25 protein-coding genes are annotated in these 25,931 nt (G+C 40.0%); 2 read left to right on the forward strand and 23 right to left on the reverse strand.

From position 1 onward, the window contains the following. Position 1: 1 nt before the first annotated feature. From BK120_RS22810 to BK120_RS22845, 8 genes are all read right to left on the reverse strand, one after another. Positions 2 to 640 carry a hypothetical protein gene (locus tag BK120_RS22810; protein WP_076269811.1) on the reverse strand — a complete coding sequence of 213 codons (639 nt, stop codon included), beginning with the start codon at positions 638 to 640 and terminating at the stop codon, positions 2 to 4. 28 nt (positions 641 to 668) lie between these two features. Next, on the reverse strand, positions 669 to 1,715 hold the full coding sequence (locus BK120_RS22815) for a DUF6094 domain-containing protein (protein ID WP_076269812.1): 1,047 nt from the start codon (positions 1,713 to 1,715) through the stop codon (positions 669 to 671). Between the two features lie 196 nt (positions 1,716 to 1,911). Beyond that, on the reverse strand, positions 1,912 to 3,069 hold the full coding sequence (locus tag BK120_RS22820; protein ID WP_076269813.1) for a DNA polymerase III subunit beta: 1,158 nt from the start codon (positions 3,067 to 3,069) through the stop codon (positions 1,912 to 1,914). 290 nt (positions 3,070 to 3,359) lie between these two features. Then, positions 3,360 to 3,896 (reverse strand): hypothetical protein, encoded by a 537-nt coding sequence (locus BK120_RS22825; protein WP_076269814.1) that lies wholly within the window; start codon positions 3,894 to 3,896, stop codon positions 3,360 to 3,362. Positions 3,897 to 3,987: 91 nt separating this feature from the next. Next, entirely contained in the window at positions 3,988 to 4,782 is a 795-nt protein-coding gene (locus BK120_RS22830) for a hypothetical protein (RefSeq protein WP_076269815.1), read from the reverse strand. 145 nt (positions 4,783 to 4,927) lie between these two features. Continuing rightward, on the reverse strand, positions 4,928 to 5,455 hold the full coding sequence (gene ssb, locus BK120_RS22835; protein ID WP_076269816.1) for a single-stranded DNA-binding protein: 528 nt from the start codon (positions 5,453 to 5,455) through the stop codon (positions 4,928 to 4,930). Between the two features lie 76 nt (positions 5,456 to 5,531). Continuing rightward, complete coding sequence (locus BK120_RS22840; protein ID WP_076269817.1) at positions 5,532 to 6,785, reverse strand: toprim domain-containing protein; 1,254 nt, start codon at positions 6,783 to 6,785, stop codon at positions 5,532 to 5,534. A 17-nt stretch (positions 6,786 to 6,802) separates the two neighbouring features. Then, positions 6,803 to 7,813 (reverse strand): hypothetical protein, encoded by a 1,011-nt coding sequence (locus BK120_RS22845; protein WP_076269988.1) that lies wholly within the window; start codon positions 7,811 to 7,813, stop codon positions 6,803 to 6,805. Positions 7,814 to 8,608: 795 nt separating this feature from the next. Between BK120_RS22845 and BK120_RS22850 the strand changes: the two genes are divergently transcribed. Continuing rightward, the gene (locus BK120_RS22850; protein ID WP_076269818.1) at positions 8,609 to 9,601 is read left to right on the forward strand and encodes a helix-turn-helix domain-containing protein; all 993 of its coding nucleotides are present in this window, start codon (positions 8,609 to 8,611) and stop codon (positions 9,599 to 9,601) included. Between the two features lie 581 nt (positions 9,602 to 10,182). On the opposite strand, the gene BK120_RS22855 is transcribed toward BK120_RS22850, so the two are convergent. From BK120_RS22855 to BK120_RS22880, 6 genes are all read right to left on the reverse strand, one after another. Next, positions 10,183 to 10,833, reverse strand: coding sequence for a DUF5412 family protein (locus tag BK120_RS22855; protein WP_256710991.1), 651 nt, complete (start codon positions 10,831 to 10,833; stop codon positions 10,183 to 10,185). A gap of 552 nt (positions 10,834 to 11,385) precedes the next feature. Beyond that, positions 11,386 to 11,589 carry a hypothetical protein gene (locus BK120_RS22860; RefSeq protein WP_076269819.1) on the reverse strand — a complete coding sequence of 68 codons (204 nt, stop codon included), beginning with the start codon at positions 11,587 to 11,589 and terminating at the stop codon, positions 11,386 to 11,388. A 611-nt stretch (positions 11,590 to 12,200) separates the two neighbouring features. Next, on the reverse strand, positions 12,201 to 12,380 hold the full coding sequence (locus BK120_RS22865; RefSeq protein WP_076269820.1) for an aspartyl-phosphate phosphatase Spo0E family protein: 180 nt from the start codon (positions 12,378 to 12,380) through the stop codon (positions 12,201 to 12,203). Further along, on the reverse strand, positions 12,373 to 14,130 hold the full coding sequence (locus tag BK120_RS22870; protein ID WP_076269821.1) for an LPD1 domain-containing protein: 1,758 nt from the start codon (positions 14,128 to 14,130) through the stop codon (positions 12,373 to 12,375). Before BK120_RS22870 ends, BK120_RS22865 begins: the two co-directional genes overlap by 8 nt. A 163-nt stretch (positions 14,131 to 14,293) precedes the next feature. Then, positions 14,294 to 14,626, reverse strand: coding sequence for a hypothetical protein (locus BK120_RS22875; protein ID WP_076269822.1), 333 nt, complete (start codon positions 14,624 to 14,626; stop codon positions 14,294 to 14,296). 8 nt (positions 14,627 to 14,634) lie between these two features. Further along, positions 14,635 to 16,473 carry a phosphoadenosine phosphosulfate reductase domain-containing protein gene (locus tag BK120_RS22880; protein WP_076269823.1) on the reverse strand — a complete coding sequence of 613 codons (1,839 nt, stop codon included), beginning with the start codon at positions 16,471 to 16,473 and terminating at the stop codon, positions 14,635 to 14,637. Positions 16,474 to 17,350: 877 nt separating this feature from the next. Between BK120_RS22880 and BK120_RS22885 the strand changes: the two genes are divergently transcribed. Beyond that, positions 17,351 to 18,571, forward strand: coding sequence for a replication initiation protein (locus BK120_RS22885; protein WP_076269824.1), 1,221 nt, complete (start codon positions 17,351 to 17,353; stop codon positions 18,569 to 18,571). Between the two features lie 57 nt (positions 18,572 to 18,628). Here BK120_RS22885 and BK120_RS22890 read toward each other — a convergent pair whose 3' ends face one another. From BK120_RS22890 to BK120_RS22930, 9 genes are all read right to left on the reverse strand, one after another. Next, positions 18,629 to 20,059 (reverse strand): DNA cytosine methyltransferase, encoded by a 1,431-nt coding sequence (locus tag BK120_RS22890; protein ID WP_076269825.1) that lies wholly within the window; start codon positions 20,057 to 20,059, stop codon positions 18,629 to 18,631. Positions 20,060 to 20,155: 96 nt separating this feature from the next. Further along, positions 20,156 to 21,097, reverse strand: coding sequence for a hypothetical protein (locus BK120_RS22895; RefSeq protein ID WP_076269826.1), 942 nt, complete (start codon positions 21,095 to 21,097; stop codon positions 20,156 to 20,158). Between the two features lie 180 nt (positions 21,098 to 21,277). Beyond that, complete coding sequence (locus tag BK120_RS22900; RefSeq protein WP_076269827.1) at positions 21,278 to 21,535, reverse strand: hypothetical protein; 258 nt, start codon at positions 21,533 to 21,535, stop codon at positions 21,278 to 21,280. Next, a complete protein-coding gene (locus tag BK120_RS22905) occupies positions 21,519 to 21,956 on the reverse strand; it encodes a hypothetical protein (RefSeq protein WP_144376829.1) in 438 nt (145 codons plus the stop codon). Before BK120_RS22905 ends, BK120_RS22900 begins: the two co-directional genes overlap by 17 nt. A gap of 139 nt (positions 21,957 to 22,095) precedes the next feature. Continuing rightward, the gene (locus BK120_RS22910) at positions 22,096 to 22,971 is read right to left on the reverse strand and encodes an N-6 DNA methylase (protein WP_076269829.1); all 876 of its coding nucleotides are present in this window, start codon (positions 22,969 to 22,971) and stop codon (positions 22,096 to 22,098) included. Between the two features lie 78 nt (positions 22,972 to 23,049). Further along, positions 23,050 to 23,484, reverse strand: coding sequence for a hypothetical protein (locus tag BK120_RS22915; protein WP_076269830.1), 435 nt, complete (start codon positions 23,482 to 23,484; stop codon positions 23,050 to 23,052). A 15-nt stretch (positions 23,485 to 23,499) separates the two neighbouring features. Continuing rightward, positions 23,500 to 23,793 carry a hypothetical protein gene (locus BK120_RS22920; RefSeq protein WP_076269831.1) on the reverse strand — a complete coding sequence of 98 codons (294 nt, stop codon included), beginning with the start codon at positions 23,791 to 23,793 and terminating at the stop codon, positions 23,500 to 23,502. A gap of 279 nt (positions 23,794 to 24,072) precedes the next feature. After that, positions 24,073 to 25,158 (reverse strand): hypothetical protein, encoded by a 1,086-nt coding sequence (locus BK120_RS22925; RefSeq protein WP_076269832.1) that lies wholly within the window; start codon positions 25,156 to 25,158, stop codon positions 24,073 to 24,075. Positions 25,159 to 25,358: 200 nt separating this feature from the next. After that, the gene (locus BK120_RS22930) at positions 25,359 to 25,883 is read right to left on the reverse strand and encodes a hypothetical protein (protein ID WP_076269833.1); all 525 of its coding nucleotides are present in this window, start codon (positions 25,881 to 25,883) and stop codon (positions 25,359 to 25,361) included. Positions 25,884 to 25,931 lie beyond the last annotated feature (48 nt).

Below are 25,931 nucleotides of genomic sequence, written 5' to 3' on the forward strand. Positions count from 1 at the left end.
ATTATATTACCTCCATCACTTCTGCGTCTTCAGTCAATTCGATAGCACTGAATCGTAGTCCATAAGAAATATAACCATCCAGCACGTCTTCGCCTGCAAGCAATTCATAAGCCACTAACGCCGGATATTCTCCTGTATAATCATGAATAACCAATTGAACAAGATGCCCGTCCCTCACAAGTTGGTTAAAAAGGAAGGACGTCCACTCCTGTAGCATCGGTGTCTCATAGTACGCCTCGATCGCCCAGAAGAGCTTCTCTTGGATGTTCCCATCCCAAGCGAAAATCACATATCCTTCAGGCTGCCGTGATAGAACTTTCTCACTGGCTACAAGACCAGTTACAAAGGTCTCATTTTCCCGTTGGGATTGGTGTTTGTATTTACCTTTCGGGAAGATGCTCATATAAGAACGGTCATAATCCTTCTCACCTATTCGCGGTGCGTGACTTATCCAAAACGATACGTCGCTCGCTTTTCTTGAATGATGAAATTGAGCAAAAACAGCTTGAACTCGAGAGTCAATATCAATGACATTCGCATATACAAGCTCATGCTGCTGTTTATCATTCAAGCGAGTGACGATGAGTGACGTGTGCACCCTAACATTAATATCCTTATGTTTGAATTCCATATGTTTCATACCAATTACCTCCAGCTTCTATCTGATGTTAATTCTCGAGTCGTCGTATGGTACCGTTCCGATCAACTATTTTGAAAAAGATACGGAAAACCTCTGTTTCGGTGGTTATGGTCTCGTGATCCGTTTCTTGGATATCAATGATGATCTCCTTCTTCACAATGCCTTTCAGAACATGAAGTTGATCCCCTCGGCCAACCTTACCGTTTAATCGCCCACTAGCCATCCGTAGTACGCGGTGCATTTCCTTATCCGGTAATAGCGGTTGTAGCTTCAGAGCTGGCTTTCTAGGAGTTGACCACTCCATCCCACGTTTAGTGAGTGTTGAAGATAGTACCACCTCACTTACCTTGTCAACGTCCATCCGACTAGATCGAAACAATTTAGGTGTTGTGTTCCCTGGATGGACTTTATAGATTGGCTCCTCAAGTAACGGCAGCTTGTCTAAATTGCTGCCCTCTTCCATAAGCGCCAAGATTCTTTCAACTTCGTTCAAATTAAGAAATTTCTCCTTACGCTTCCTACCTATCGCATAAACTTGATGGTACGTGTCGTCATGAGATTCATAAACCCGAATGTCGTCTAAGTTGGCCACAAGCATTTTAACGATATCCGATGTCATTCGCCGGCGAGGAATGTTGTAAACCAGAATCCCGTCTACAGCTACATACATCAAAAGATGCCGTAAGAATCGCTTCTCTTTGCGCTCCACTTTAGAATCGACCGTTTCGCTGTCTGAATCATATGGAGGATTCAGATACATTAATCGAAAACTATCCCTGCTTATCCTACATTCCTCGTAACCACCGTATAAAGCATGGGGGATCCGCGAACGGAGCTCCATGTACTTCTCTTCGTTAGGCTCTATTCCGAAAGATATGGCAGAGGAATCCTCAGTGAGAATTTCAAGCGCTCGTCCACTTCCGGCACAAAAATCTGCGACGGAAAAAGAAGCTTGCGGGAATTGAAACAAACTGCGTACACAAATCATATCTTGATCGGTTGTTTCGAAATTCCCCATCCTAACTTTATTTCGAAGAACACGGTCAAACATCCCCTTCATGTTGTCTGTTCTCATTTAAAATACCTCCTCAATGTAATAGAAAAAGAGCCATCGTCGAGACGAATAGCTCTTCATTCACGCATCAACTCATTAGAAACAGACAGACCTATAAATAGAGTGTCGTTTTCTTAAGTGCTTAGCCAAAACTCTTTTACGATCCTGCTTCATTTCCAATTCTATAGACAGAGAAACACAATCGATTTCCAATTAACTACCTGACCTGATTCACCACAACAATAACTGAGTCATCACCGTCAAACTCAATGTATCCGGGATACCCGATACCCGCGGTACGCAAGGAAACAGATTTGACGTCCCTGTCCCCTACTAGCAGCGCATCTTTCAGATACCGTGCGTTGAATTTTATTGTCGGGAATCCTTCATCTACTTTGGAACCTGGAAACACTTCGCAAATATCACCCGTTTGAGAATGAGAATGAACCGTCAATTCTCCGTTGTCATCAACTTCTAGAGTGATCCGGTTGTTCTCCACGCCATCCAGAGATAGCATCCGATTCAAAGTATCGTCCATTTCTCCCCGTGGTACCTGTACCGCTGTTCCTTCTTTTACCTTCGCGAAGATCTGGGCTATCTGAGGATAGTTGCCATCGAGTAACCGTCCAAAATAAATGGTGTTCTTATCCCGCATAACTAAATGCTGAATATCGACCGCCACATCTACTTTATGGGCTTTAATCGAATCAACAATCCCCTTGAACTGTAGCGCGGGTAGCATAGCGTTTCGGAACTTATCCGGTTCATCAATTGCAATATCAGAAATATACCGATAAATCCTATGCCTGTCCGTACCCATAAAAGCCAGCCTCCCATTCTCGTTGTGAATATGGATAGCCGTTAGCGTTGGGGTCTTCTCGTCCGTCAATGCGAAGCGGGAAGCAAGTGCGCCTTTTTTCAACATTTCGATCGGAACCGAAATGAAACCCGCATTTGACAGTTTTGGCAGCTCCGGGTATTCCTCTGAATTCATGGCAGCCAGGTTTGCCTTGCCTCTTACCCCGTATGAGATAGCGACCATCGAGTCATTCTGTGCGAACGAAACTTCACCGGCCGGCAATTTCCTGACAAGATCGATTGCTTCCCGTGCTGGGAGTAGATAGCTACCATCGATGCCATTATCGTTAGAAACTTTCAACATACGGAGCACTGCTTGGGATATATCCATCGCGGTGATGAATAGCGTATCACCTTTCAGGTCGAATTTGATGCAAGACAACAACGGAATGGCCGATGTTCTCTGAACTACTTTCGCGCAAAGCAAAAGGGCATCGAGAAGTTCGTCCTTCTCCACCTGAAAAGCCATATTCCCCGTTGCGATTACCGCAAGTTGTTTCTCCTTTGTTGCTGTCATTCTTATTTCCTCCCTGTTTTTTGGCACAAAAAAAGCCCCGGAAAATAGAAAAAAACATACCGAGGGTATGTCCCAATCAATTCTCCGAGGCAGTATTATGCCTTAATGTGTTGTTGTCCGCTGCCGGACGCTCCTTCACTAGCCGAATAGTTGACGGCAGTGACAATAAAAAGTAGTTAGTAATACCTATATTATAGCAGGTTAATATTCATTCTATCAATAGCCATAAAATGAAAGAGCCAGCGGTTGCATCCGCCGGCTCACTTTATTAATCCAGAATTTTTCCTCGACTAAGTACTAAAGGTACTCCGTTTTGAATCAATCCAATCCTTTTTGTAACGAACTATTTCCTCATCAAGAAGATAGTCTGGTTTCAGTCGAAGGAATGCAGAATTATAAAGCTGATCCGTTACCTCAGTAGTATATCCTAAAGGTAACTCCATCCATTTCCCTACAATTTCCTTCTTGGTCATAGCTGGAAATATAACACTGAGCCCCATATGATACGAACGCATGGTAAGCTGTAGCTTATCACCAAATATCTCCACGCAAAGCATAGAAAACGCGTGACTGGTATTCGCCTTGATTATAGCAATTGCCATATTATCCATCACATTCGACTCTAAATCGTTGCAAATTTTACAAAGAGAAAGGTACATACAATGAAGAGACATATCTTTCGGCAAAAATGAATGCTCACAACAATCGCACTTAACTCGCTTGTCCTCGCATTTACAATGACTACTAACCATATCACTCTCTTCATTCCCGTGCCATTCAGGCATTCCACAATCCTTACAATGCACTATAAAAGATACATCTTCCATCTAATCGCTCCCCTTTGCCCCCCTTAGAAGGGGCTCATAGTTAATGGCACGCTCCTGAGAGGGTTTTAAAAGCACAGATACCTAAAATCTATTACAAGAGGGCTTGAATAACAGGATTAAGGTAATCTGGTCTGCTTTCATGTGCAATTTCACGTTTAAGAAGCGATTTAATAAAGGATGGTCGGACTGCTTTAAATGAAATACTATCAATAGCACAATAATCCTTAATCGTTAGCCATTCATCGCCACCATCAACTTGGTTGATAAATGCTAGATTCTTGTAAACAAACGATTTCCCTAGATTCCATCTTACCTTTTGAATGTTTCCGATCAGTTCTTCAACGGTATTGCAGAGATGGAAGCTCATGCTGTTAAAAAAAGGATCGTCGGCTTGATTAATCCAGGGATTGCTATACCCCAAGAAAAGCCACAAATCGCTCATCTTCCTTTTTCCACAATTCGCACATAGAACCTTTCCATTTGAATGATTGCTATAGCATTCTTGCCCTGCAGAAACTATTTCACCGCAATCACACTCATCGCAAATTAGAATGCCATTTGACTCCCAAACTATTTTTCCAGGCAGGTCAATAAAATCTTTACCCAGTTTCTCACCGAACCAAAGCCATATTACAAATCTATTTGTTGTAGATTGCCATACCAAAAACCTTTCGGTAATCCCTTCGGTAGATGGATCGTAAGTAACCTTCTCAAACAAATCCCAAAGCTGCTTAAGTTGCTCTTTTCCAAACATGGATAATTGCTTAAGCGTCGGTTTATTTTCAATCTTAAGCACGCTTTGACATTCAAGACAGCGCACCGCCTTATATGGTGTATCCGACAAATATGATTCACCGCACTCGCAGAAGTACATAGCAACATTCATAAATTTACTCCTTATCAGACCCTTTCGCATGGGGGGCTGTTTCTTCACCCCCATGCAGGGCACTGATAAAGCATTTTAATACGAAAGACTTGAACTAATAATCATATGTTCTTTCATAACCGTCTATTGAATACAGATTTACTCTTTAAAATGGCAAATCATCCTCTGATATATCAATCGGACGTCCGTCGTCCTGGAACGGATCACGGCTGTCGTTACGTGTGTTATTACCAGATGGTCGGTTGCCACCTCCGCTTTGAGAAGTGTTGTTGCCTCCGAAAGATCCGCTACTATTGCTTGTTCCCCCGCTGTAGCTGCCACCTTCTTCTTGCGATCCTCCACCACGTTCACGATTGGACTCCAAGAACCGAACATTATCAGCGATAACTTCCGTAACGTAGACTCGTTTGCCTTCGTTGTTCTCATAATTCCGCACTTGAATGCGACCTTCTACTGCTGTTAAGCGGCCTTTGCGCAAGTAGTTGGCGCATGTCTCGGCCAGTTGACGCCACGTTACAACTGGAATGAAATCCGCTTCTTTCTCGCCTTGACCGCCACTCGTAAACGGTCGATCTACCGCTAACGTAAATTGTGTGACTGCAACGCCTGCAGGAGTATAGCGAAGATCTGGATCTTTAGTCAATCTACCAATTAGAACTACACGATTCAACATTAAAATATCCTCCAATGAATAATTTTTTTCTCCGATGGTATTTCTTGAAACTATTTTGCTGGCTACGAGCAAATCTTCAATCTAATATTTTTGCTACTTGAGGAATGAAGCCAGCATCCGTAAGATCATCGATTCCCTTACCTTGTGAAATGTCCCACATTGCAAGACTCAATGTCATTTCCGTATTTTTCGCAAAAAATTCGATACATTGTTCCAAAGCCATCTCAACCTCAGGTGTGTTTACCACATCCGCGTCGTAAGCAAAAACAACATGTTTACATCCGAGCTGCTTTAGCGGTTCAAGCAGTAGAGAAAAAGCTCCAACACCTGGAATACCAAATACAGGCTTAACAAGCGCGTCAGCTGCCTTATCTGCCTTAATAGGCCCCTCAGTTACCCAAACCTCATCACAACTGATCATTGTTTCTGGGGTTTCACCTACTGACCACATTTTCAGACATGGATAAGGTAAAGCGAGATGTATAGGTAGTGGGCCACCGATTGATGATCCATTCAACTTATCGCCGCTGCTCCACCACCAGTAGCGGTTTCCCGGCTTTAAAACAATACTAAAAACAAATTGTTTGGATTTGGAGTAACATTCCTTCTTGTCCTTCTCTGTGATAATGACCTCCATAACTTTATCCTGAATGAAAAGCTTGCATTTTGCTCTGCGCTTCCCATTTTCATCTGGGCTCACTTCTTCTAAAATTTCTCCCTTGATAGCCCCCTCCATATGCAGCTCTAGAAAAGGCTTATCAACTCGAATCTGCCAACCTGTAATCTCGTTTTTTATCGAACGAAACGGAATCATAAGCCCCTGAGAGCCACCCATGGTCCAATATGGACCATAAGATCCTTCTACGCAGAAAAATCCTGGAACGCCTAAAAGATCGCTCTGTTCGCCTAAGCGACTTATTACTTGTTTAGCAACCTTGTATCGTTCTGGACCTGGCATGGTTCGATATTCACGCAATCTGATTGCTTCATCCTGCATATTACGATCATTTCGTAAATGTTGGGCATGCTGTGTAGAAAGCGGTAGCTCCTTCGTTAAGGCACGATAGACGCGATTAAGATGATAATTCGGCTTCTTGTCGACAGCACGATTAACTTCTATCTCAATCCTTGTCTTGGGAGCAGCCTGCGGATCAAGATAGTGCCGGTACTGCCTCCCAATTGTGGAATCAAAGAAATCGTCTGACACTACTCGCATGCAGTGGACCGTGGTTTGTTCTTTATTAATTCTGCACCACCCACTTTGTCCGCACACAATACATGCCGACATAATTTCATACCATCCCTCGTGCTTTGTTCTTCGAAGCTTCATGCCTCTGCCTCCTATATCTACGATGCTTGATTTTGATTTTCTTTCTTCCAATTTTCCTCGACTATACGCAATTGATTTAGATCAAGAGAGTTGAATCGACCGTTCCAACTTATATTTAACCAAGATTGCACAAGTTCTTTTAAATGAAAAGAGTTAATACGCATGCTCATTTCCATTAGACGACCTACAATCTGATTCTTCTCTCTCATTGCATTTTTTTCATCTTCAGCTGCGGAAGTTCGTTTTCCAGTTGAAGATTGTCTTGGATTTTCCTGAGGAACTTGTTGGCTATGAGACTGGTTATTGGAGCGGGATGTTTCTCCGCTCTGAGGGCAGCTTCCAGTCCGTTCTGGTTGCTGTTTTCCTCCCTGCGTTCCGTTATCCGAACTTTGATCGGTGGAAGCTGGCTTCAGTTCTTCCAACGCTTTTCTCTTAGAGTTCTCAATATAATTCTCTTCAAATGATGACAATCCAGAACCAATGTTGCCATATCCACCGTGAGACAGTGCTCGACCTATTGCACTTGTGGAGGCATTCTCGATCGGGTACGCCGCATCGACTCCAGAACCACCAAAAGCAATGATGGCACGCTCCTTTGTCTTAAACGGCTGCCCATTTTTATTCAAGCCGTTAAACGAACAAATCATTACCCATACAGGCCCGATCTGCTCTGCGTACGTATCGAGTTCATAGGATGCACCGTACCTCACGTGAACGTCTATCATTTCATTGATTCTGCCCTCTACATCGAAATAAGGTCGAAAAATCTCGACATAGGTTTTTCCATTATAAGAATACAAACCCTTATCTCTTTGTGAGAAATTCAATTCAAACTCCCATTCATAGATTTTTTCTTTCTTTGATAACAGGCGAATATGCTTGTGGTAATGTTTTGGTACCGTATCATACACATCTAAAATATGATGATGTGCTAGATTCCGCAATTCCAAAGCTTTGTTCAAAATAAACGTCTCTTGATTCCCCGCCAAGGAGTCCTTTTGACCGTTATTATTTTGATTTCTGCCCATTTTCCATTCCTCCAAAAATAAGTTTTGAAATTCCTCCAACTTCTTGCGTTTTAATCATGAATAGATGAATAAGCCTCCTAATCTTCTAAAATCAAAAAAAGACGCATTCATATGAATGCGTCTCGTTTATGGATGCAAAAAAAGACATACTGATAGCGTATGTCTTTTAAACGTCCATTGTTTGCTTACTAGCCTGTTGGCTTCCCCATCTTCGCTGAATCAGGATCGGCGAAGAAAATTAGTCTTACTAGAATGTCTAAATTATAGCATCCAAACAGTAGATTGGTAAAGTACAGAGCGAAATGATATACGCTTTTATGCGATTGAAAACATGCGATATTTACTGATGGTTCGTCCATTGAATATCTAAGTTTCTCTATTTTTTGAATGACCGAATATTAATTCATTTCACAACATATGTGGATTATTGTCATTTTCGTTCTTTACCAGTTCAATCAGAAGTGCTATATTTTACTTGCGTGCTTGTCGGGTTTTGTCTTACTTTTTCCAAAAAAGGAGTTCGACATCACAAGTATATTGTATGTTTTATTGTCAGTCTGGGGATCAATCAGCCCTATTAATCAATCAAAATTACATAATAAAATAAGAAAAAGCCCCTACCAGGTCACATTCATTGTCCTCCGGCCGCCAAGCGTTGAGACATTGAATGATTCAGGAGTAGAAGCTTTATTCACAGTATCATTGTGCTCATTGTAGCATAGCGATAATGAAAAATAAAGCGTCTATTCTCTCTTGAGTATTGCCATTTATGGGGCGTCGTCGAGGGAGTTTTTTATGTCTGATAAGAAAAATTTAAAAGGTGGATCTTCGAAGCTTCTTTACTATCGTAGCCGGCCTACAGGAAACCGTACACCAAAAACAAAAATAGCTCATGGAAAACAAATTCCATATTATGAGGAAGAACTTGAAAGAATCTACTTTAAAGAAGAAGACGTTCAAAAATTTTCTCTAGATAGACATGGACAGAATATTCCTTACGTTGATGGCCACCTTACCATCATCAATAACTATATGTTTGATTATTGGAGTCACTTCCTCTCTGCTGAGGGGATCGCATTATTTGGTCATCTCTTACGTTATTGCTATGGAACTAAAGATATATGTTGGCCAAATCTCGAGTTAATAGCCTTAAAAATGAATAAAAGTCGTAATACTGTTAAAAAATATCTGGCTATTCTCGAAGAGTATGGCTTTGTATATCACTTCAATGTGCAAAATGCAGACAAGAACAATACCGATGAAAGTCCTTTATTTAAAGTTCGAAAGAAAGTCCCTTTCCTTTCACATGAACTCTATGAGCAAATGCCATTGGTTTTGCAAGTCGATCATGACCGATACATTTCTCACCTTTTGGAAACCTGTGAAAAGGAAGATTTAGAGTTGGACACTTCCGTCAATTATAATGATCTTTACAATGAATTGATCGATAAAGGTAGAATTCAGCGCAAGCCACAGCAACTCTCTCTTTTCGAGGCCGAGAAGCAAATGCAGATCAAAAAGCAGCTTCTACACCAAGATGTCACAGATGTAGACAAGCAGCTCTGGTCAGATTTCATTGAGGAAGTCAAAACAAAGATCTCAAAACCTTCATTCGATACCTGGTTAAAAGGTACCTTTGCTATAAAACGAGATGGAATATATACAATTTATGCACCACATAAACACGTTAAAGAATGGCTTGAATCTAGATACTGTAATCTTATTACTGATGCACTTCGTACTGTTGATACTAATTTTACTGGAATAAAAATTGAAAGCACTAGTTAATAAAAAAAGACTCTCGAGCGAGTAATACATTCGAGGGTCCTTTTTATTATTACCATCATACGTACCAAACGAAGATTCCATTTCATTGCCTCGCTCTCTTGCCATGAATGATCGTTCGGCGCTCCGACACCCCCTGCTGCTTGTCACCATGGCTCTCGCCGTCCGCGGATCAAGATTAGGTGATCGCTTTCTAGGTAGTCGCTTTGGTGGCCGTGTGATGATCACGATATTCCGCCGGTGATTGAGTTCATGCACCTCACACAATGTAGAAAATGTTAACACTGTTAACACTGTTAACACCAATGTTAACAATAATATTTTGTTAACAATAAATGTTCTTTCAGAAGTAGTGAGATTGGCTCGACGCGGATTTCTAAATGATCGACGACGGTGTGCCTACACCCAAGGTTTCTTTGTAATGCTGATTCACAATGATCCGAAATTCAAAACAAAAAGCTACCGAATTTCAAACCGGTAGCTCTGGGGTCGACGATGGTAAATGCATCACCAATCTCCGATATATGCGTGTCTACATTAATTTATTTATTAAATTTGTCACCATTCTGCTCAATGTCCCTTAATCAATGTTGATTGTTGATTATCCTCCAAACCAATCCTCCATCGAAATAAGTCTCTTTTTCAACGTTCAATTTAACACTTCTATTTGAATTGGGGAACTCTGGTTCTTCATTTACAATATATAGAGTATTCTCATCTTTCCATTCCATAGAAAAGTTACTATTCGCGTTACTATGATAAACAATCTTCGTTTTGTTATCTTCATGATAAGTAATTTCTACCCATAAATTAACCCCACCAGCGGCGCCTCCATAAGTTTTATAATATGCATTAGCAGTATATTTGTCGGTCGGGGATTCCACAGGTCCTTTATAAAATTCACCTTCAAGATTATCGAATGTAAAAAAGTATGTATTGTATACCACTTGTGTTGAAACGATACCAATACCTATGAGAGTAGCAATTAACAGTTTTTTGGGAAATGTCTTCTTTTTGATAAGGGAAACAAAAAGTTTGAAACAAAATATAAAAAATATCAAAACTGTAATGAGAGAAAGGATGAAGAAACCTAATAAGTATAAATAATTAATAATAACTCCTCCAGTCGATGTGTTCTCATATTCCTTATAGTATGTAACGGAACCAAGCGGCAGTAGATTGTACTTATTTGAAACGCAACCTACCGCCATAATTGCGAATACAAAGAGCAACATAAAGACGGTTCGACGGAAGTTTTGTTGCGTTAAATTGCCCGTTCAACGAGGCTGCCGCTTCATTCTTTCATCCGCCCATGTAACCATCGTAGTTCAATTTATCCTTTTTTGCTTTTTAATTTTATACGAATAAAAGGAGTTAATGTTATTAAAACCCCTGCTAAGAAAAAGGAGATTCCATATGCATGTAAGTGAAAGTCTGTCGCTGGAATGAAGAGGTGAACAAACTTATAAATCCCCATACTACCGTCAGGACTTCTGGCAGTAAAAGTATAAGTCGAGTAACCTTCATAAATAAGATACAGTCCTAACATCGCTACGCGTAATATTATGTACCACTTTTCCCACATAATGTATACGATTTGAATGAGGCATTTGTTGCACTGCCGGTTAGAAGCATCGTCAGTCTGAGTAGTCGAGCTTTCTCGAAGTTCTCGTACTCTTTAAAGAACTAAAGAAATCCGATCACTCTACACGGGAATGGATTATCTAATTCAATGCTCTTCAATTCATGAACCATTTAATCCATGAGTTACCCTTTTAACTGAAGTGTCATTTTTTTGAATTCGTGATTACGTAAGCTGTGATAAAAGAGATTTGAAGAGAAATAACTAGTGAAATCACTACTATCATTCCCTCATCCCCTTCAGGTACTAATAAAACTGCTAACAAATAGAATGCAAATATCGATATTAAAATCAAACCAATAAAAACACCAACCAGCTTTATTTTTTCATTTCTTGATCTATTTCTCAACCATAAATCCCCCCAACACAAACAACAGTGTATTCAATTCAATAATATATTAATTCCACATTTTGTTAAATTATCCTGCTGTTAGTTTAATAAAGCGCCATCAGTCTAATACTATATTTTTCTAGTCTACAATAAGATTTGATTTATAGCGGAAAGTGTATAGGAAATATTATCAATCTTTGTTTTAGATGTAGACTTAAAACAAAGTTTGACTAATTCACTCATATGACCGTCAATAAATGATACCCTGCCCTAAAAAATTTGATATCCCTATATCAAAAATTGAAACCCGGCTCTTCAATTTTTGAAAGGCGGTGCCTATCAAAACCTGATAGGTGATTTATCCACAGTTAATTCGCCCATCAAATTCTGATAGGGGTGTGTCAAAACTTGATAGGCGAATTCCACTTATCAAAATATGATCCCCTCCTCTATCAAATATTGATCCCTCCCCATCAAAATTTGATAACGAATAAATACAATTTAAGCAGCACGTAATAACTAATAAAGACAATATTTAAGATTTAAAGATTCATCTTAGTAAATAATAGATGTGTTCCTGAATCATCATAAAATAAAAAAGACTGCTCCATTAGGAGCAGTCTTAAACATTATCTATAGGTGATCCGAAAATTAGACGCCTTATTGTTCTGATAGTTATTGAGCAATATATCTAATTCTTGCGATATCTTAAGTACCTCTATGGAAGACAATCCATACTGATCGCTTGCTTCTATCATCTCTTGTCGCGTACGTTCAATAGCCTCCAGAGTACGATCTATATTATCCATGAGACCCCTCCACCCTATTTATCGGCAGATATGTATGATTTGTCCATAGTTGCTCGTCATGGAGGAGGCCGGTATCAAGTAAGACTCGCCACCAATCTCGAAAAGCATCATTGATGGCTACTCTCTCTCCACCTTGAGGATATGGACCACTAAAGCGGGTCCCACATACCAAATAAGAGTTGGTTAGACCACGTTCGAACAGCTCATCCTCGATCCATGCTTCAAAGGCGCGGGCGAATAACTCATGATCTCGGCGCCAGTAGGCACCACGAGATATTGCATCAAGATAAAATGCACTTGAATCTGTTGGGACATAGAATACAGATGGTACTTCTCTACCCAAATCATGAAGCATTTGGCAGTATGTAAAACCCACCTCATACCATTGTTTAGTCGAAAGGCGGTACGTACCTTTCAATGCACCTAGCGCCTTTGTAACATCATAATCGTTTCTCTCAAGGCTTCTCAGCACACCAGACTTGTAACGTCCAGAAGGCTGCGGTATTTGATCAGGCACTATCACCTCCAAGAACCCATCACCTTCTTTAAGCGACTTCATTAGCCGCTTAAAGGCTCTGGAGACTGAAAGAGGTATTTTATCACCTGCACTGTTTCCAGACAATGGTGCCCGCTTCCCGTTCGTGAAACCATGTGATAAAGAGTAAAGATTGAAGTCCAGTGCATGAGCCCATTCATGAGCTTTAGATCCACCACCTCGATGTTTGGTAAAATTGAATACATTTTGGTCAGGCTCGTAATGAGCGGACGCTGAACCACTTCCTCTAGCTCCGAAAGCAATGCCAAGCCGACCATAGAAACTAAGTGACATACGTGGAATTTCAAGAACTTTTGCAAGATCCGAATGTGCATCGCCGCAGCATAGTACATGGTAACGCCCAGCTGCATCATCAACCCACTTTCCGAATTGCACCCCACGATACCCATAATGTTCTATCAGGTCTTCAGGTTTGTTGACACCTGATGGTTCAAGAGATAATCGAACCACTTCTTCTGGTATCCTTCGCTCCCAGCGTTCTTTGCTGACTTTTTTAGTTGATGCTTTTGATTTGGGCTCGGCCCACTTCCAATCCTTTCCTTCCTCAGAATCGAATGCCTTTTTAAACAATTGAAGGAATCCTGCTTCTTTTCTGTTTTTACCGAAAAACGTGTATTTGAACTTGGTACCAAGGGAGAGCCAAAATCGAAATTTAAGCAGTTCTGGATTTTTATCTAACTCCCTCTTATTCATCGACCAATATCCTTTATCAAATTGCTTTCTCAGCTGATCATAAGCACACCGAAAATCACTCTCTGTGAATGATTTAGAAAAAACTTCCTTAAGCTGTTGTATAGCTTGAACGAAGTATTCCCGTTGCTTTGGATCGTCTACTGGACGCTGTACTACACGATCCCACATCATTTTCACTGCATATGCGGCTTCTGAGCTGTACCCAAGATCTCGAAGAATTGTCGGTGAAAATTCGCCAAGTAGTTCTTCCTTGCTAATCGCTTCATATGCCCGCGTCGGATCAAGTTCGAGCTCTGCGTACCATTCATCGCTAAACTTTGTTATTGCAGCTAAGTGCTTACGCGCACCTTTCAATTCTGCACCAACGTCGTAGGAGAATGCTCTCCTACCTCCGCCGACAGTAGTTACCTGATTGTTATTAAGAACGTTAACTATCTCTGTACTACCTTTTTTTGTATCTGCAAAATAATCGAACAATGTGAATTCTCTTTGTTCTGACATATTAGTATTACCTCCATAGACGCTGCTTCCAGGCGGGGAATTTTTAGATCCGCCCCGCCTGGCCGGGAGTAACTATGGTATCTATTACAAAACCTGATCTGAGTTAATTGAACTCTCCATTTGACTCCATTAACTACCCTATCTAAACAAGTACATCCTCAGATCAATGCGTTTTATCCCCAGCAGTATTACCATCTGGAGACCATGCATCCCTTAGTTGCGTCATGTATGAAGATTCATAGTGAATGATCGCATTTTTTTCAGAATCTCCATTTCCTACTTGATTACTTCCGAATAATTGGTCATTTACGAGATTGTAGATGTCGATCTTAATGTCCTCAATAATCCCGTTAAGGTTTCCGGCAGCTGCTAGATTTATAAGTCCAGCTAATTGACCGAGAGCAAACTCGTTTGAGTATACGCCTTTTTGGATGAGCATTTTTATATGTGCTCTCTCGTTATGAATGAACTGTGAAATACTCTTTGGATTCAACATATAATCTCCTAGGCTTTAACCATGAATTTATTTTTCTCTTCCAAAATCCGCTGGACTGCAACTTCATCTTCCTCGGTGAATTGATCAACACCCGTTCCATAAGGATCAAAAATCGGATGAAAAGACAGTCCACGAAATACACCTGTTATGCCTAACATCGTATATATTGCCTCTCGGAAACGTCTTGTAACTGGAAAGCCCTCAATCGTTTCACGTTGAAGCACCATTTGATAAGCAGTACGGATTTCGCTGTGCCGCCATTCAATTCCAAGCTTGATCATGGCTTCAAGAAGATGAGAACGACTATCTATCGTTAAATCACCTATCCCGCTTCCTATCTTTGAGATACCTACTCTCTGAAGTCCTACCATTCCCCCGTAGCGAATGTCTTGTCCAATCGCTTTGAGGATACCGCGAAATCGATAATACTTTTCGTATTCTGGAAAGGATGAAAGTAAATTACCCATGCTCCGATCACTTGAGATTGTACAAAGATAACACCCGGTTCTTGCGCTTTTTCCACATTGCATCATAGCTTCATTGTCGTTTACGACGGCAGCCCCTAATGGGCATTCACTGCCGGCAGCAGCTCCATAAAAAGCTAACAACTCCGTGTTTCGTGCACCGTAACGGCTCCATGGTGCTCTGTTGAATGCAAGATAGGTCACAACTTCCTGACTGGTCCAATCACGAATCGGACTTGCCGTTCGAATGGCTCCAACTGGATGATGTCCATAGAAATCATCCCCGAAGTATTTCTGCAGGCTGCGCTTTCGATTACCACTTTCATTGTCACGACTTCCCATAACCAAGCAAGTGTCCTCGACCCCTACGGCTAAAAAGACTGCTTCTAGAAACTCACGTGCCGGCTCAATCTTCAGACGACGAACGCAATATTTAAAGGTAACTGACGGAGCCTGATACCCTTTGCCGATTATACATACGAGAAGTGTATTATCTTCTCTTGGCTCAACAATGTGGTATTCCACCCATGGCAGCGCCTCAGCTAGAGCGTTCTTCAGATCATGTATGAGCGATGTCACACCTGGATTTTCAACCAAGGTATCCGCACTAATAACCATGATCTTCTTCGTAGAATCGGGATTTTTAATGGCATGTTCCAGCATTAGTTGTGTAACTGTCCGGCTATCTTTGCCTCCACTATTAAGTAAACCGATTCTTGTATTCTCATCATAAATCTTCTTAATCCGCTTACGTGTTTCTTCCAGTAGATCCTCATCTAGCGCCTCCAAAATATCTAATGTCTCACCTTCCGTTACCCTCGCTCGGCCCATCTTACCCTTCTCCAAAGTGAAGACGTTAAAATCTAAAAAAGGTTGGCAACGATCTTCAGGATAAGGCTGCGGTTCACGATTTGCTCCATAAGGAGGTATTAAGTTCTGCATGTATACCTCAATATGCAACGAGCAAGAACTATGGAAACAGTACATTTGAAATTTATGTTTTGGACTCTGATAATGCCAATCTTCCCCATCATCGAGAATGGCATCAATCATGGCTTGTACAGGAATGTACATATCAAAACCTATTTGCTCAAGGAAAGAAAAAAGCGCTCCCGCATTGGATTTACGCTCAAATATCATTTCCCATCTCATTCCACTATTTGCTAGAATACATTCCATTTGAGGCTGGTCTTTAATAAAATGGTGCAGAACATAATAGGTTTCCTGAAAGAAAATAGCACTCCAATCACGAACCGTACCATGAAAAAGAAAGCCTGCCTCCTCTAAATAATCCCAAATATCCGCCGTTAGATTGTTATAATCCTTAAGCCGTTTTTCAACTGCTACCTTTTGCTTTTGGTCAACAAACATATACTTTTTCATTCCAATTCCTTCCTTGAAAATGGGCATAAAAAAAAGAAGGTATGAAAAAAAGCACACGGATCCCGTCTGCTTCTACATACCTTCTTGTAATTGCCCTTATATATGCTATAAGATAGCTACCCTTCTTTGCCGAATAAGAGACGGCAAAGAATAGAAAATCAATTTCGTAATAGGTAAATTATACCTTGATGACTCGGTTTATGACAATAGGAATAATAGGAAATGCCACATAAACGGGAGTATTTTATCTTTAATAAGAGAAATGCCACACGAACGGGAGTATTAATACCACTTTTGAATTATACATTAGACGTTTTCACTGAACTCCCTTTCGCGTGGCAGTCTACTCCCTTCTTTGTGACTATCCACACCCTTCAGTGTGGCAGGTCCACTCCCGCTTTTGTGATAGCCTACTCCCTTTGATGTGGCATATGACTCCCTTTCATGTGGCACTAGCAGTTAACGAGGTTAATATTCATATAGGATTCCTGCTTCCTAAAACAGATTTAAACAATAAAAATACAAAACCAAAAAAAAGAAAACTATATAAATATAAAAAGATGTTTATGGCTTTAATAATTAACAAGGTAGTGTAATATTAGACAAAGAGAATAACACTCCCTTATGTGTGGCAGATCATTTAACGATAAAATGATAATGCCCTTACGTGTGGCACTTCTATAATTTCTCAAATTTGAACCGAAATACGCTTAAAATGCTCTCAGGTTCAGTATTAACCCAATAATAACTCCCTTACGTGTGGCATTTCTCATGTATTTTCTAGATTTTTACTGCCACACGAAAAGGAGTAGAAATCAAACGTAAAGTGCCATATAGTTTTATATGAATCTATTATTAAGAGAGTGGAGGCAGCCTCATGGATCAATTAGAAATTGAATTAGATTTTGAAACCGATCGCATTGCCGACCACTATATCGTAACGGAATCCAACGCACTTATTGAAGCACGTACCAATCTTGATCTATATGAAGAACGGTTAATATATATATTAGCTTCACGTATCAATCCAGAAGACACACATTTCCGTACTTGTTTTTTCAGTGTGAAAAAGATTGCGGAGAAACTGGATCTCACCGAAAAGAACTTTTACAAACGGGTTAGAGATATAATCGATAGGTTGCAGCATAAGCAAGTTATCATTGAAGACCAGGCTAGTAATTCAACACTTAAAGCAAACTGGCTTTCAGCATCTCGTTACTATCACGGAAAAGGGATTATTGAGTTAGAATTTTCTCAGTTACTAGGCCCTTACCTCCTTCAGTTAAAAAATAATTTTACCAATTATAAGTTATGGAACGTATTGTATCTTAAAAGTTTTTATTCTTCGAAACTATATAAGCTACTCAAGCAGTATCTGCCATTAGGTAAAAGAAAATTTTCTACGCTTGCTGAGTTGAAAGAAAAATTAGAAATTGAAGACGGTAAATATACACTTTACAGTCATTTAAAAAATCGAATACTACTAAATGCGCAGCGTGAGCTCGAAGAAAAAACTGACATTCGTTTCACCATTGAAGAAATAAAAAATGGAAACAAAGTTGTTGGCGTTACCTTTCACATTTATAAAAACAATCGTGCACCGCGAATAGGAATTAATGATTCAGAATACATAGATAGCGAAACTGTTTACGATTTACTTGGCCGCTTTGAGATAAATAAGAAAACAGCAAACGAGCTCCTCACTAATCATGGCGAAAACCATATTCGAGCAAATATTAAATATGTATATGAAAAGAAACAAAACGCAGAAATTGGCAGCTTGTCCGGATACATAATTAAAGCCATAAAAGAAAACTACGCTGCATCGGATAAAGAATATACAGCCGAAGATGAAAAAGATCTTAAAACATCACTTGATCAATTAAACTTACGTATTCGACAAACCGTAACGTTTTACGATCAATGCGTTCGTGAAAGAATTAAAAGTCGACATGCTGCACAAGAAGAATTAGTTGAGAAAATCGTTCGTGAAATAGAATCGACGAGTCAGCAACGACTAACGAAAAATATGCGACCGTTAACAGAGGAAGATCTAGAACATCCTCACGCCCGTGAAGCATTCCTCTTACATATGTAAAAAAGGCTCCTTGGGCTTATAACCCAGGAGCCTTTTATATAGTTGATAGTTTCACACTTACGAAATAACAAAACCAATCTGACCAGTCTGGTCCAAAGATAACTTCATATAATCATTATTTAACCCCTGTTTTGATCCCTCTAAAGCATGTCTCCTGAAAAATACCGAAGCTATTTCGTTAGCAAAACTTTTGATAACTCGGCCACAAACACTCTGACCAATCATTTCATAGATTCGATATAAAGGAATATGAGAAGGAAATTCAAACCACTCAGGAATCGAAAAAATACGACGCAACTCACTTACCGTAAGAAAACGCCAACTCTTTTGGTCCTTGCTTAGCACATAAGAATTGCTCGCTGATTGTGAACGATAACGGCGTGGAATGCACTGAAATTCAGTAGCCTCTTCACTAACAAACGTCTTCTCGATATTCCTCTCTGACCACGAATTATTCTTTTCTGCTTTAGATTTAAAACTATTCATCCATTTATCAAGTGACTTCCACACGTGAACAGTTGACGCCGGGTCTAAGAATTCTTTTAGACGCTTATGGCGTATTGCTGGTGGCTTAGGAATTCTAAAGAGATCAAAGTCTTCCTTGTCCCTAAAAGATACCGCATATGAACGATCTCGACGTGCTATGCTACCGAATGCATGACTTTCTAACCGGATTGGACCGACATGATAAGGAAAGTCATGCGACAATAGCTGTTGTAGGTCATAATAGGTCGACGATTGGTAAAACTGAGGAACATTTTCATAAAAGATAACGCGCGGTTCTGCAGCTTTTAGAATTTTATATGTCCCCAAAATTAAATTGTCAAAATACCCTTGGTCCAAATCACCTAGTGACGAAAATTCTGAACAATCTAACGTGACAAATGCTACATCTCCTTTTGCGACTAAATTAACATCACGTAAATCCGAATTAATCAAAAAACTATATGGAAGATTATGTTTCAAAACGCTTGCACTATCCTCTTCGATCTCAACCTCCATCGTTGCTGTGTAATAGGATGTATCCACAAATAGAGATGAGCCAAGCCCGCTCCCAGCACAGATGGAAATCAGACGGAGTCTCTCATCTGCAGGAGATTCAAAGGTTTCTGTTTCGAATAATCGAAAACGAAGCGGGCGCACAATCACTTGTCCATAATCACCATTTCGATAAACACTGATTTCAATTTTATCTTGGATACATAGCACCGTAGAGAATTTTTCTCCACTTGCATCAACTAAAGGACGCGGCTGCCCGCTCACTCTATTAACCCGTGAGGAGACACTCACTTCGTGAACATTGTCTCCATTATCGTAGGGACAATTTTGAACAGTAATCGTTTTATTATATTCATCTACATGAATATAAAGAGTGGTACCCGGTTTAAAATTAGCCGTCTCGTTTACAATATGCTGAAGCCATAATCGAGGTTTACCCCGTTTACTACTAACTGTATAAACCTTCTGTAAGATAAGTTTATTTTTCATATTTGGTTATCCCTAGTACGGTGGGGAAATCCCCCGCAGTACCAGGGACTTCCTCCTTCCGATATTAAGAATTTATATTTCCTTTATTACAATGAATCAATGTTTTACAGGAACAGTTGAATCTTGATAAGATGATTCGCTGATGTTTATAAACCATTTCCCACGCTGCAGGTGGTTAATATTTAATTCACACCAATTGTCCTTTTGGATACGTTTTAGGGTATCCCATTCTACATAGACTCCTCTTCCGAGTACAAATAGATCCATTGCTTCTAGAAAATCTATCTCCACATAATCTGAACCCAACTTGGAAGGCAACACAGGCTTCATCCTACGCATGATGTCTCGCTCCAATTGCTCAATCGTTTTTACCGAACGTGCAAGAATGTCAAAAACCGAAAGTCCTCGAGCATTACGCCTGTCCTTCTCAAATTCTCTTAATGCCCAAAGAAGGGTGACATTTTCATGATTCATTCGATTGACAACATATCCACATAATTCGGCATAGTCACGTTCTACGACGGGCCATTCGCTGTTAGGTAAAATAGATACCATATATCGAAGATTTGTGCCGTATTTAGCGTCCCACTCCCTTAAGCAGCCCGTTGTTACCGCCTCCTCCATGCCAACACCAATCGCTTCTACCAGTTCACTAAGTTCGTATTTATTAAGGTCTTGATGATCCACCAGATGCTTAATAAAAAATTCAGATTCATTCTCCGGAATGCCGTATTTAACGCCGATACTCTGTAGAAGACCTAAAAGCTCGATTTTAATTACTACTAATCTTATCTCAGGACTTTGTGACTGAACACCATTTGTTTCGTCTTGCGAGATGAAGGTAAATGACAACGTATCAGGTCCCCTTTTTACGTGAGCTTCCGTGAAGGCAAATTCATCTGAATAAGGACCGGTTACCTTGTAAGAAACACCTTCTACCATATCAACGAAGAGTAGATCTTTGCTTGGAATGAATCCCTTTCCTCCGCAAAGATTACATTCGGCACTAGCGCACTTACATTCAATTGAAAATTGCATATTAATTACCCCTAAATTACTCCCCTCTGCACCGGGGAGTGAAGATTTTCCCCAGTGCAGAGGGTAAAGAATACAGTGAAACGCCCGTTAAGCGGGTATTTTCACATTATTTTGATTTCGTTGTCTTTCTATGTACATACGGCTTTCCAGCTAGTCTAGAGAATGGCCAGCGGCCGTGAGTTAGTTATCGTTACCGTAGTAATCTCTCATAAACTGTTCTTCTGTCTGTTTTAGGTGCTCTTTTTTTATTCCAACAATTACTTTGGTCATTACAATCGCGGTATCCCGCTCCTCCTGAGAGAGGACAACAGATGGTATATCTAATCCTCGCTCGTCAAGATTCACATTTTGAGCGAATTGCGCAACCGTCATGCCGGCAGCATGCAGTTGCTCGTCAGAAATACGAATTCTTAGAGTCACCTCAATCTCTTGTGCCATTACAATTCAGCTCCTCTGCCTGTTGGTGTAATTCAATCATTCTCTTTTCGATTAAACTAACTGCCTCAGGTGTCATACTATAATGATGAATGGCCAGCTTAACAATCTGTTCTTTGATACGTAGGAACTTAAAGTCACTTGGACGTTGTAAATGATCCTCGATTGCTTGAAGTAAGGTAGGCCCAAACGCATTTGAACCTAATAGTTTTGCATCAAATCCTTCAGGAAAACAAAAATACCTTCGTCCAGGCTGTACAACTTTGTTATATTTTTTGACTAGCTGCTCTGCTGTGTCCGCTGGCTGAGAGCGATAGAACCAATAGAATCCATTCTCAAACCGGCACCAAATCGTCTTGTACTCCATCATTGTATTTGGCAGGACTGCATACATACGCTTTGATCCAATTACCATTCTGTTCATATCAATCACTCCATTAGCTCCCTCTGCACCGGAAGCCATATTGTTTAGGCACCCATGCAGGGGTAGGTCAGCTAATATAGATGAGATACAAGCTGATTCCAAATGCTAAAATATTTCATTAATTAAATTTCCTCCAACGTCAAAAGGCAAACGCAAATTGATCAGTGGTTATCTCACCGTTTCGACTCGGTATGGCGGGTACAAGTTGGATTGGAACCTCCATTTTATCATAACCCGTTACGTCACCAGGACTGGCGTACCACGGTGCATAAAAGTACATTTGAATTTTACAGAGCTTAATCGCAATCCCAGAAATATCCTGGCCATAACCTCGAAGGAAATAGTTTGACGCAGGTAATAGCATTGCACCAGTTCCAACGCAAGAATCCATTACCGTTTGCCGTTTTTTTTCCTCTGGGTCGCCATCGCCATGTGTCATTTCAAGCATCATGCGAGTAATCGGAAATGGCGTAGGAAAATATCCGAGCCCCGACTTGTAACCTTTCCCGGTCTCATCACACAAAACCTGTGAGAGATAATCTGTTGGATTATCGAGAACAAGAAATAAATCAAATTCGCGATAGAAGTGTTCATTTAGTTTCTCTGAAATTCGCGGCTTCTCATCTGTAGCGGATAGGCCCCATAGGAGCCAGTCCGAAAAATGATCGATCGTCGCTTCATGATGAGATAAGCAACTTGTGAACATATTCCTAGTCGCGAGCGTCCTCGGCGATCCGAGATCTGCCCACTCAATTTTTGGGATTGGTCCACTCCCGGTTATCGTACCCTTCTGCTTAATCTCCAACCAATAATCCCAGCGGCCCCATAAGAGAGCATCATAAGTAAAAAGAAAGGGCAATAGCCATCCTCGCTTATTTAGTACTTCAAGATGGTTTTGGGGCATCCCGCCAATTGCCTGAGCGTAACCAGCTACTTCAAGCGGCAGCCGTTCAAGTCTCTCTGGAGTGAAGCGGGATATTCGATACAAGTGGTTTTTATTTTTCTCCTTAGTCACTAATTAACAACCTTCCAATCCCTCCCCCTCTGCACAGGGAGGTCGATATTCCCCCGTGCAGAGGGTAAAACTATTCAATTAACATGGACGAATTGATAGGGGGCGAGCATTAAGCCCGCTATTTGCAGCGAGCTGATAGGCATCAACGATTCCTTTAGATGGAATCAAAAGGTCTTTCATCGCCTGGTTCCTATAATCGAACATGGCTACCCGATGATACCGGAGCTGGGTACCGGTTAACAATTCATAACGATTTTTTACAAGCTGTAGCAGCAAAAAATGCTTATTTTTTGATTTCTCTTCGCTCTCCAAGTAATGAGAGATGCTATAACTCAAGATGCGTATTTCTAACACTTCCGGATCTAATCCATCTCTATCCAAGTAATCACAGTTATCGCAGCTCTCGCTTCGATTGATGCGGTTAGAAATACAGGCTATAGAGTTGATAGCCCTTTTCTTTACATAGGAAGCCATTGTGTAAAAATACTTTAGCGTAAACGTTGTCTTTGTCATGGTTCATGATTCCCTTCAGCGAAATATGATGTTGGCTTGGCTATAAATTTCATTGAGTAGCTTCTCAATTTCTTCCTGAGTATTCTGTACATAGTCGATATCACTCTCGTGGATCGTTGACCCGTTTGTCAGATTTAATTCATGGATTGAGAATAATACCTCGTTGTAATCAGCTGCCGTTACAAGGAAGAAGAACTGATTATTTATTCTTTTCCAAGGAGTAGTTAAACTACTCAGTTGCCTTTCAATCTCTTCAGGTGACAAAAACCATGCCTTTACGTATAGGTTTTTCGTGTTCTCAACTTCCATAAATGAATATCCTCCTTGTTTGGGGAACGAAAAAAGGAACGCAAAAAAGACATACGGACTCCGTATGCCAATGCGCTCCATTATTCGTACCTTTGTAAAATCGCTGAATAGCGTCTCCTTCCCTGCTCGAATATGTTACGGCAAGGAAAATTTTTCGTCTTTCATAATGGTATTTATTATACACGAGGGGCGAAAGCCAGTAAACAGCTAAGAGCCATCGGTAAGCATTGAACCATAAATACCATCTCTACACGCTTTAAATTTAAGAAACAAAATGATCTATTCTTGAATTGTTGTTACTTCACCATCATTAAAATACACATAACGACCATCACCATAAACCCATTGTTCACTGACACCATATTTAGTAGTTGTTCTGTTTTTATCTTCAGGAGAACCCCAACTCGAAGAGTTAACTTCTTCAGGACTCATACCTATCTGAGGAGAAGGTTTTGCTGGTTGATTTCGTAATCTTTCTCGATATGATAATTCAGCCGAATATGCTTTAAGATCTCCTCTGTACTTCTCTTTATAAGAGATTATTTCCTCATACATTATTCCTTTATAATTATCCGGAATTTCAGCTAACGCTCTATAGCTATAAGCAACATCTTGTCGGATTTTAACTATTGTTCTTACTGCATAAAAAGTTATATCGGCGGCATCTCTCTGAGTATATTTACCAAGAATTTTCAATACATCCTCATACTTTTTCTTTTTTATTAAATCAACTAGCTTTGATTCTACCTCGCTCTTGTTTAAATTTATTTCTTTATTAAGTATTCCATCATAATCCTTAGGAATTTTGTATAAAAAATCGTAATAAACAGAAACATCTTTTTCTTTCATTTTCATAGCATAAGAGTATTTATTAAGACCGATATATGAACTATCCATATATATAAAGATGGAATTTTGAATTGCTGTTAGTGCATTATCATATTTCTTTTCATGAATAAAATTTGAAATCGAATTAAGTTCTAAAGCGCTAATTCTATCAAATAAATTTTTTTTATATTGGTTTACTAAATCACTATGTATATCATTATATTTATTCGGAATTTTCTTCATCTCAACTAATACAGCAGCATAATCGGAAAATTCATTTCCTGAAACCTCTTGGAGTGCAATATTTGAATATACTATGCTTTTTAGTATTTTAACCCCTTTATAGTCCGGCTCTAGTGTGTTTAATTCCTCAGAAGCCTTGAGCCAATCCTCATTAGATATTAAAGTAAGTATTTCGGAATATGTATATTCCGGGTCTTGACTAACCGTTGAACTATTATTATTCGAAATTTTACTTTCGCATCCAATCAAAAGAATTATCAAAATAAAAATAATTCCATAAATCTTGTATTTCACCTAAAACACTCCTATACCATCATTTTCCACAACCTTATCATAATTATTGTATATAGGTATATAGTCACTTTAAGGTACCACATGAGAAAAACCGCCGCAGCTCATAGCTGGGCGGTTGTAGCTTTATAATAAAGTTTGATAATTTTAATGCGCACGGAAACGAAAATAATACTCTTGACGCTGGACATTAACCGCTTCATTTATATTTCGGTTATCCCTTGGAAAAACGATGGATCATCATGAACGCTATCGTATGATAACCAATCATAGTGCACGATCCCTAAGTGGTCTGCGATCAAATAAGCTGGAGGCGTTTCGAGTGCAAACAACTCCTCGATGTCCTCGACATCGAAAATTGATTCAATATTGTCGACTGGTTTTCCTTGTTCTGTTTTTAAGTTTTGGATCACGATTAAATCTAACTTGCTGGCTTTGATAACGAGATTGTCTTCCCATGCACAATTATAATCAAACACGAGTTTATTCTTGTTATAGACCAGAAGCTCCCATCCATGATCTTCGGCGTAAACATAATGAACAAGGGTGCCCGTATTTTGCTCAGTCACCTCTTCGTCAACCGAGAAATTACCATCTGCGATTACAAAAGTCACCCATCCATTGGTCGACTCAAATACATATCCATGTTTTCCAGAGCGATTTAGAAGGGATATAGCCTCTTCTTTGTCGCTGGTTCGTAAATGATAACTTTGACTAAACTCACTCATGAAGTTTCCTCCTAGGATAAATAGCTCAACAGATTCTGTACGAAAAAG

It is taken from the genome of Paenibacillus sp. FSL A5-0031 (genome assembly GCF_001956295.1).
Lineage (GTDB): Bacteria > Bacillota > Bacilli > Paenibacillales > Paenibacillaceae > Pristimantibacillus.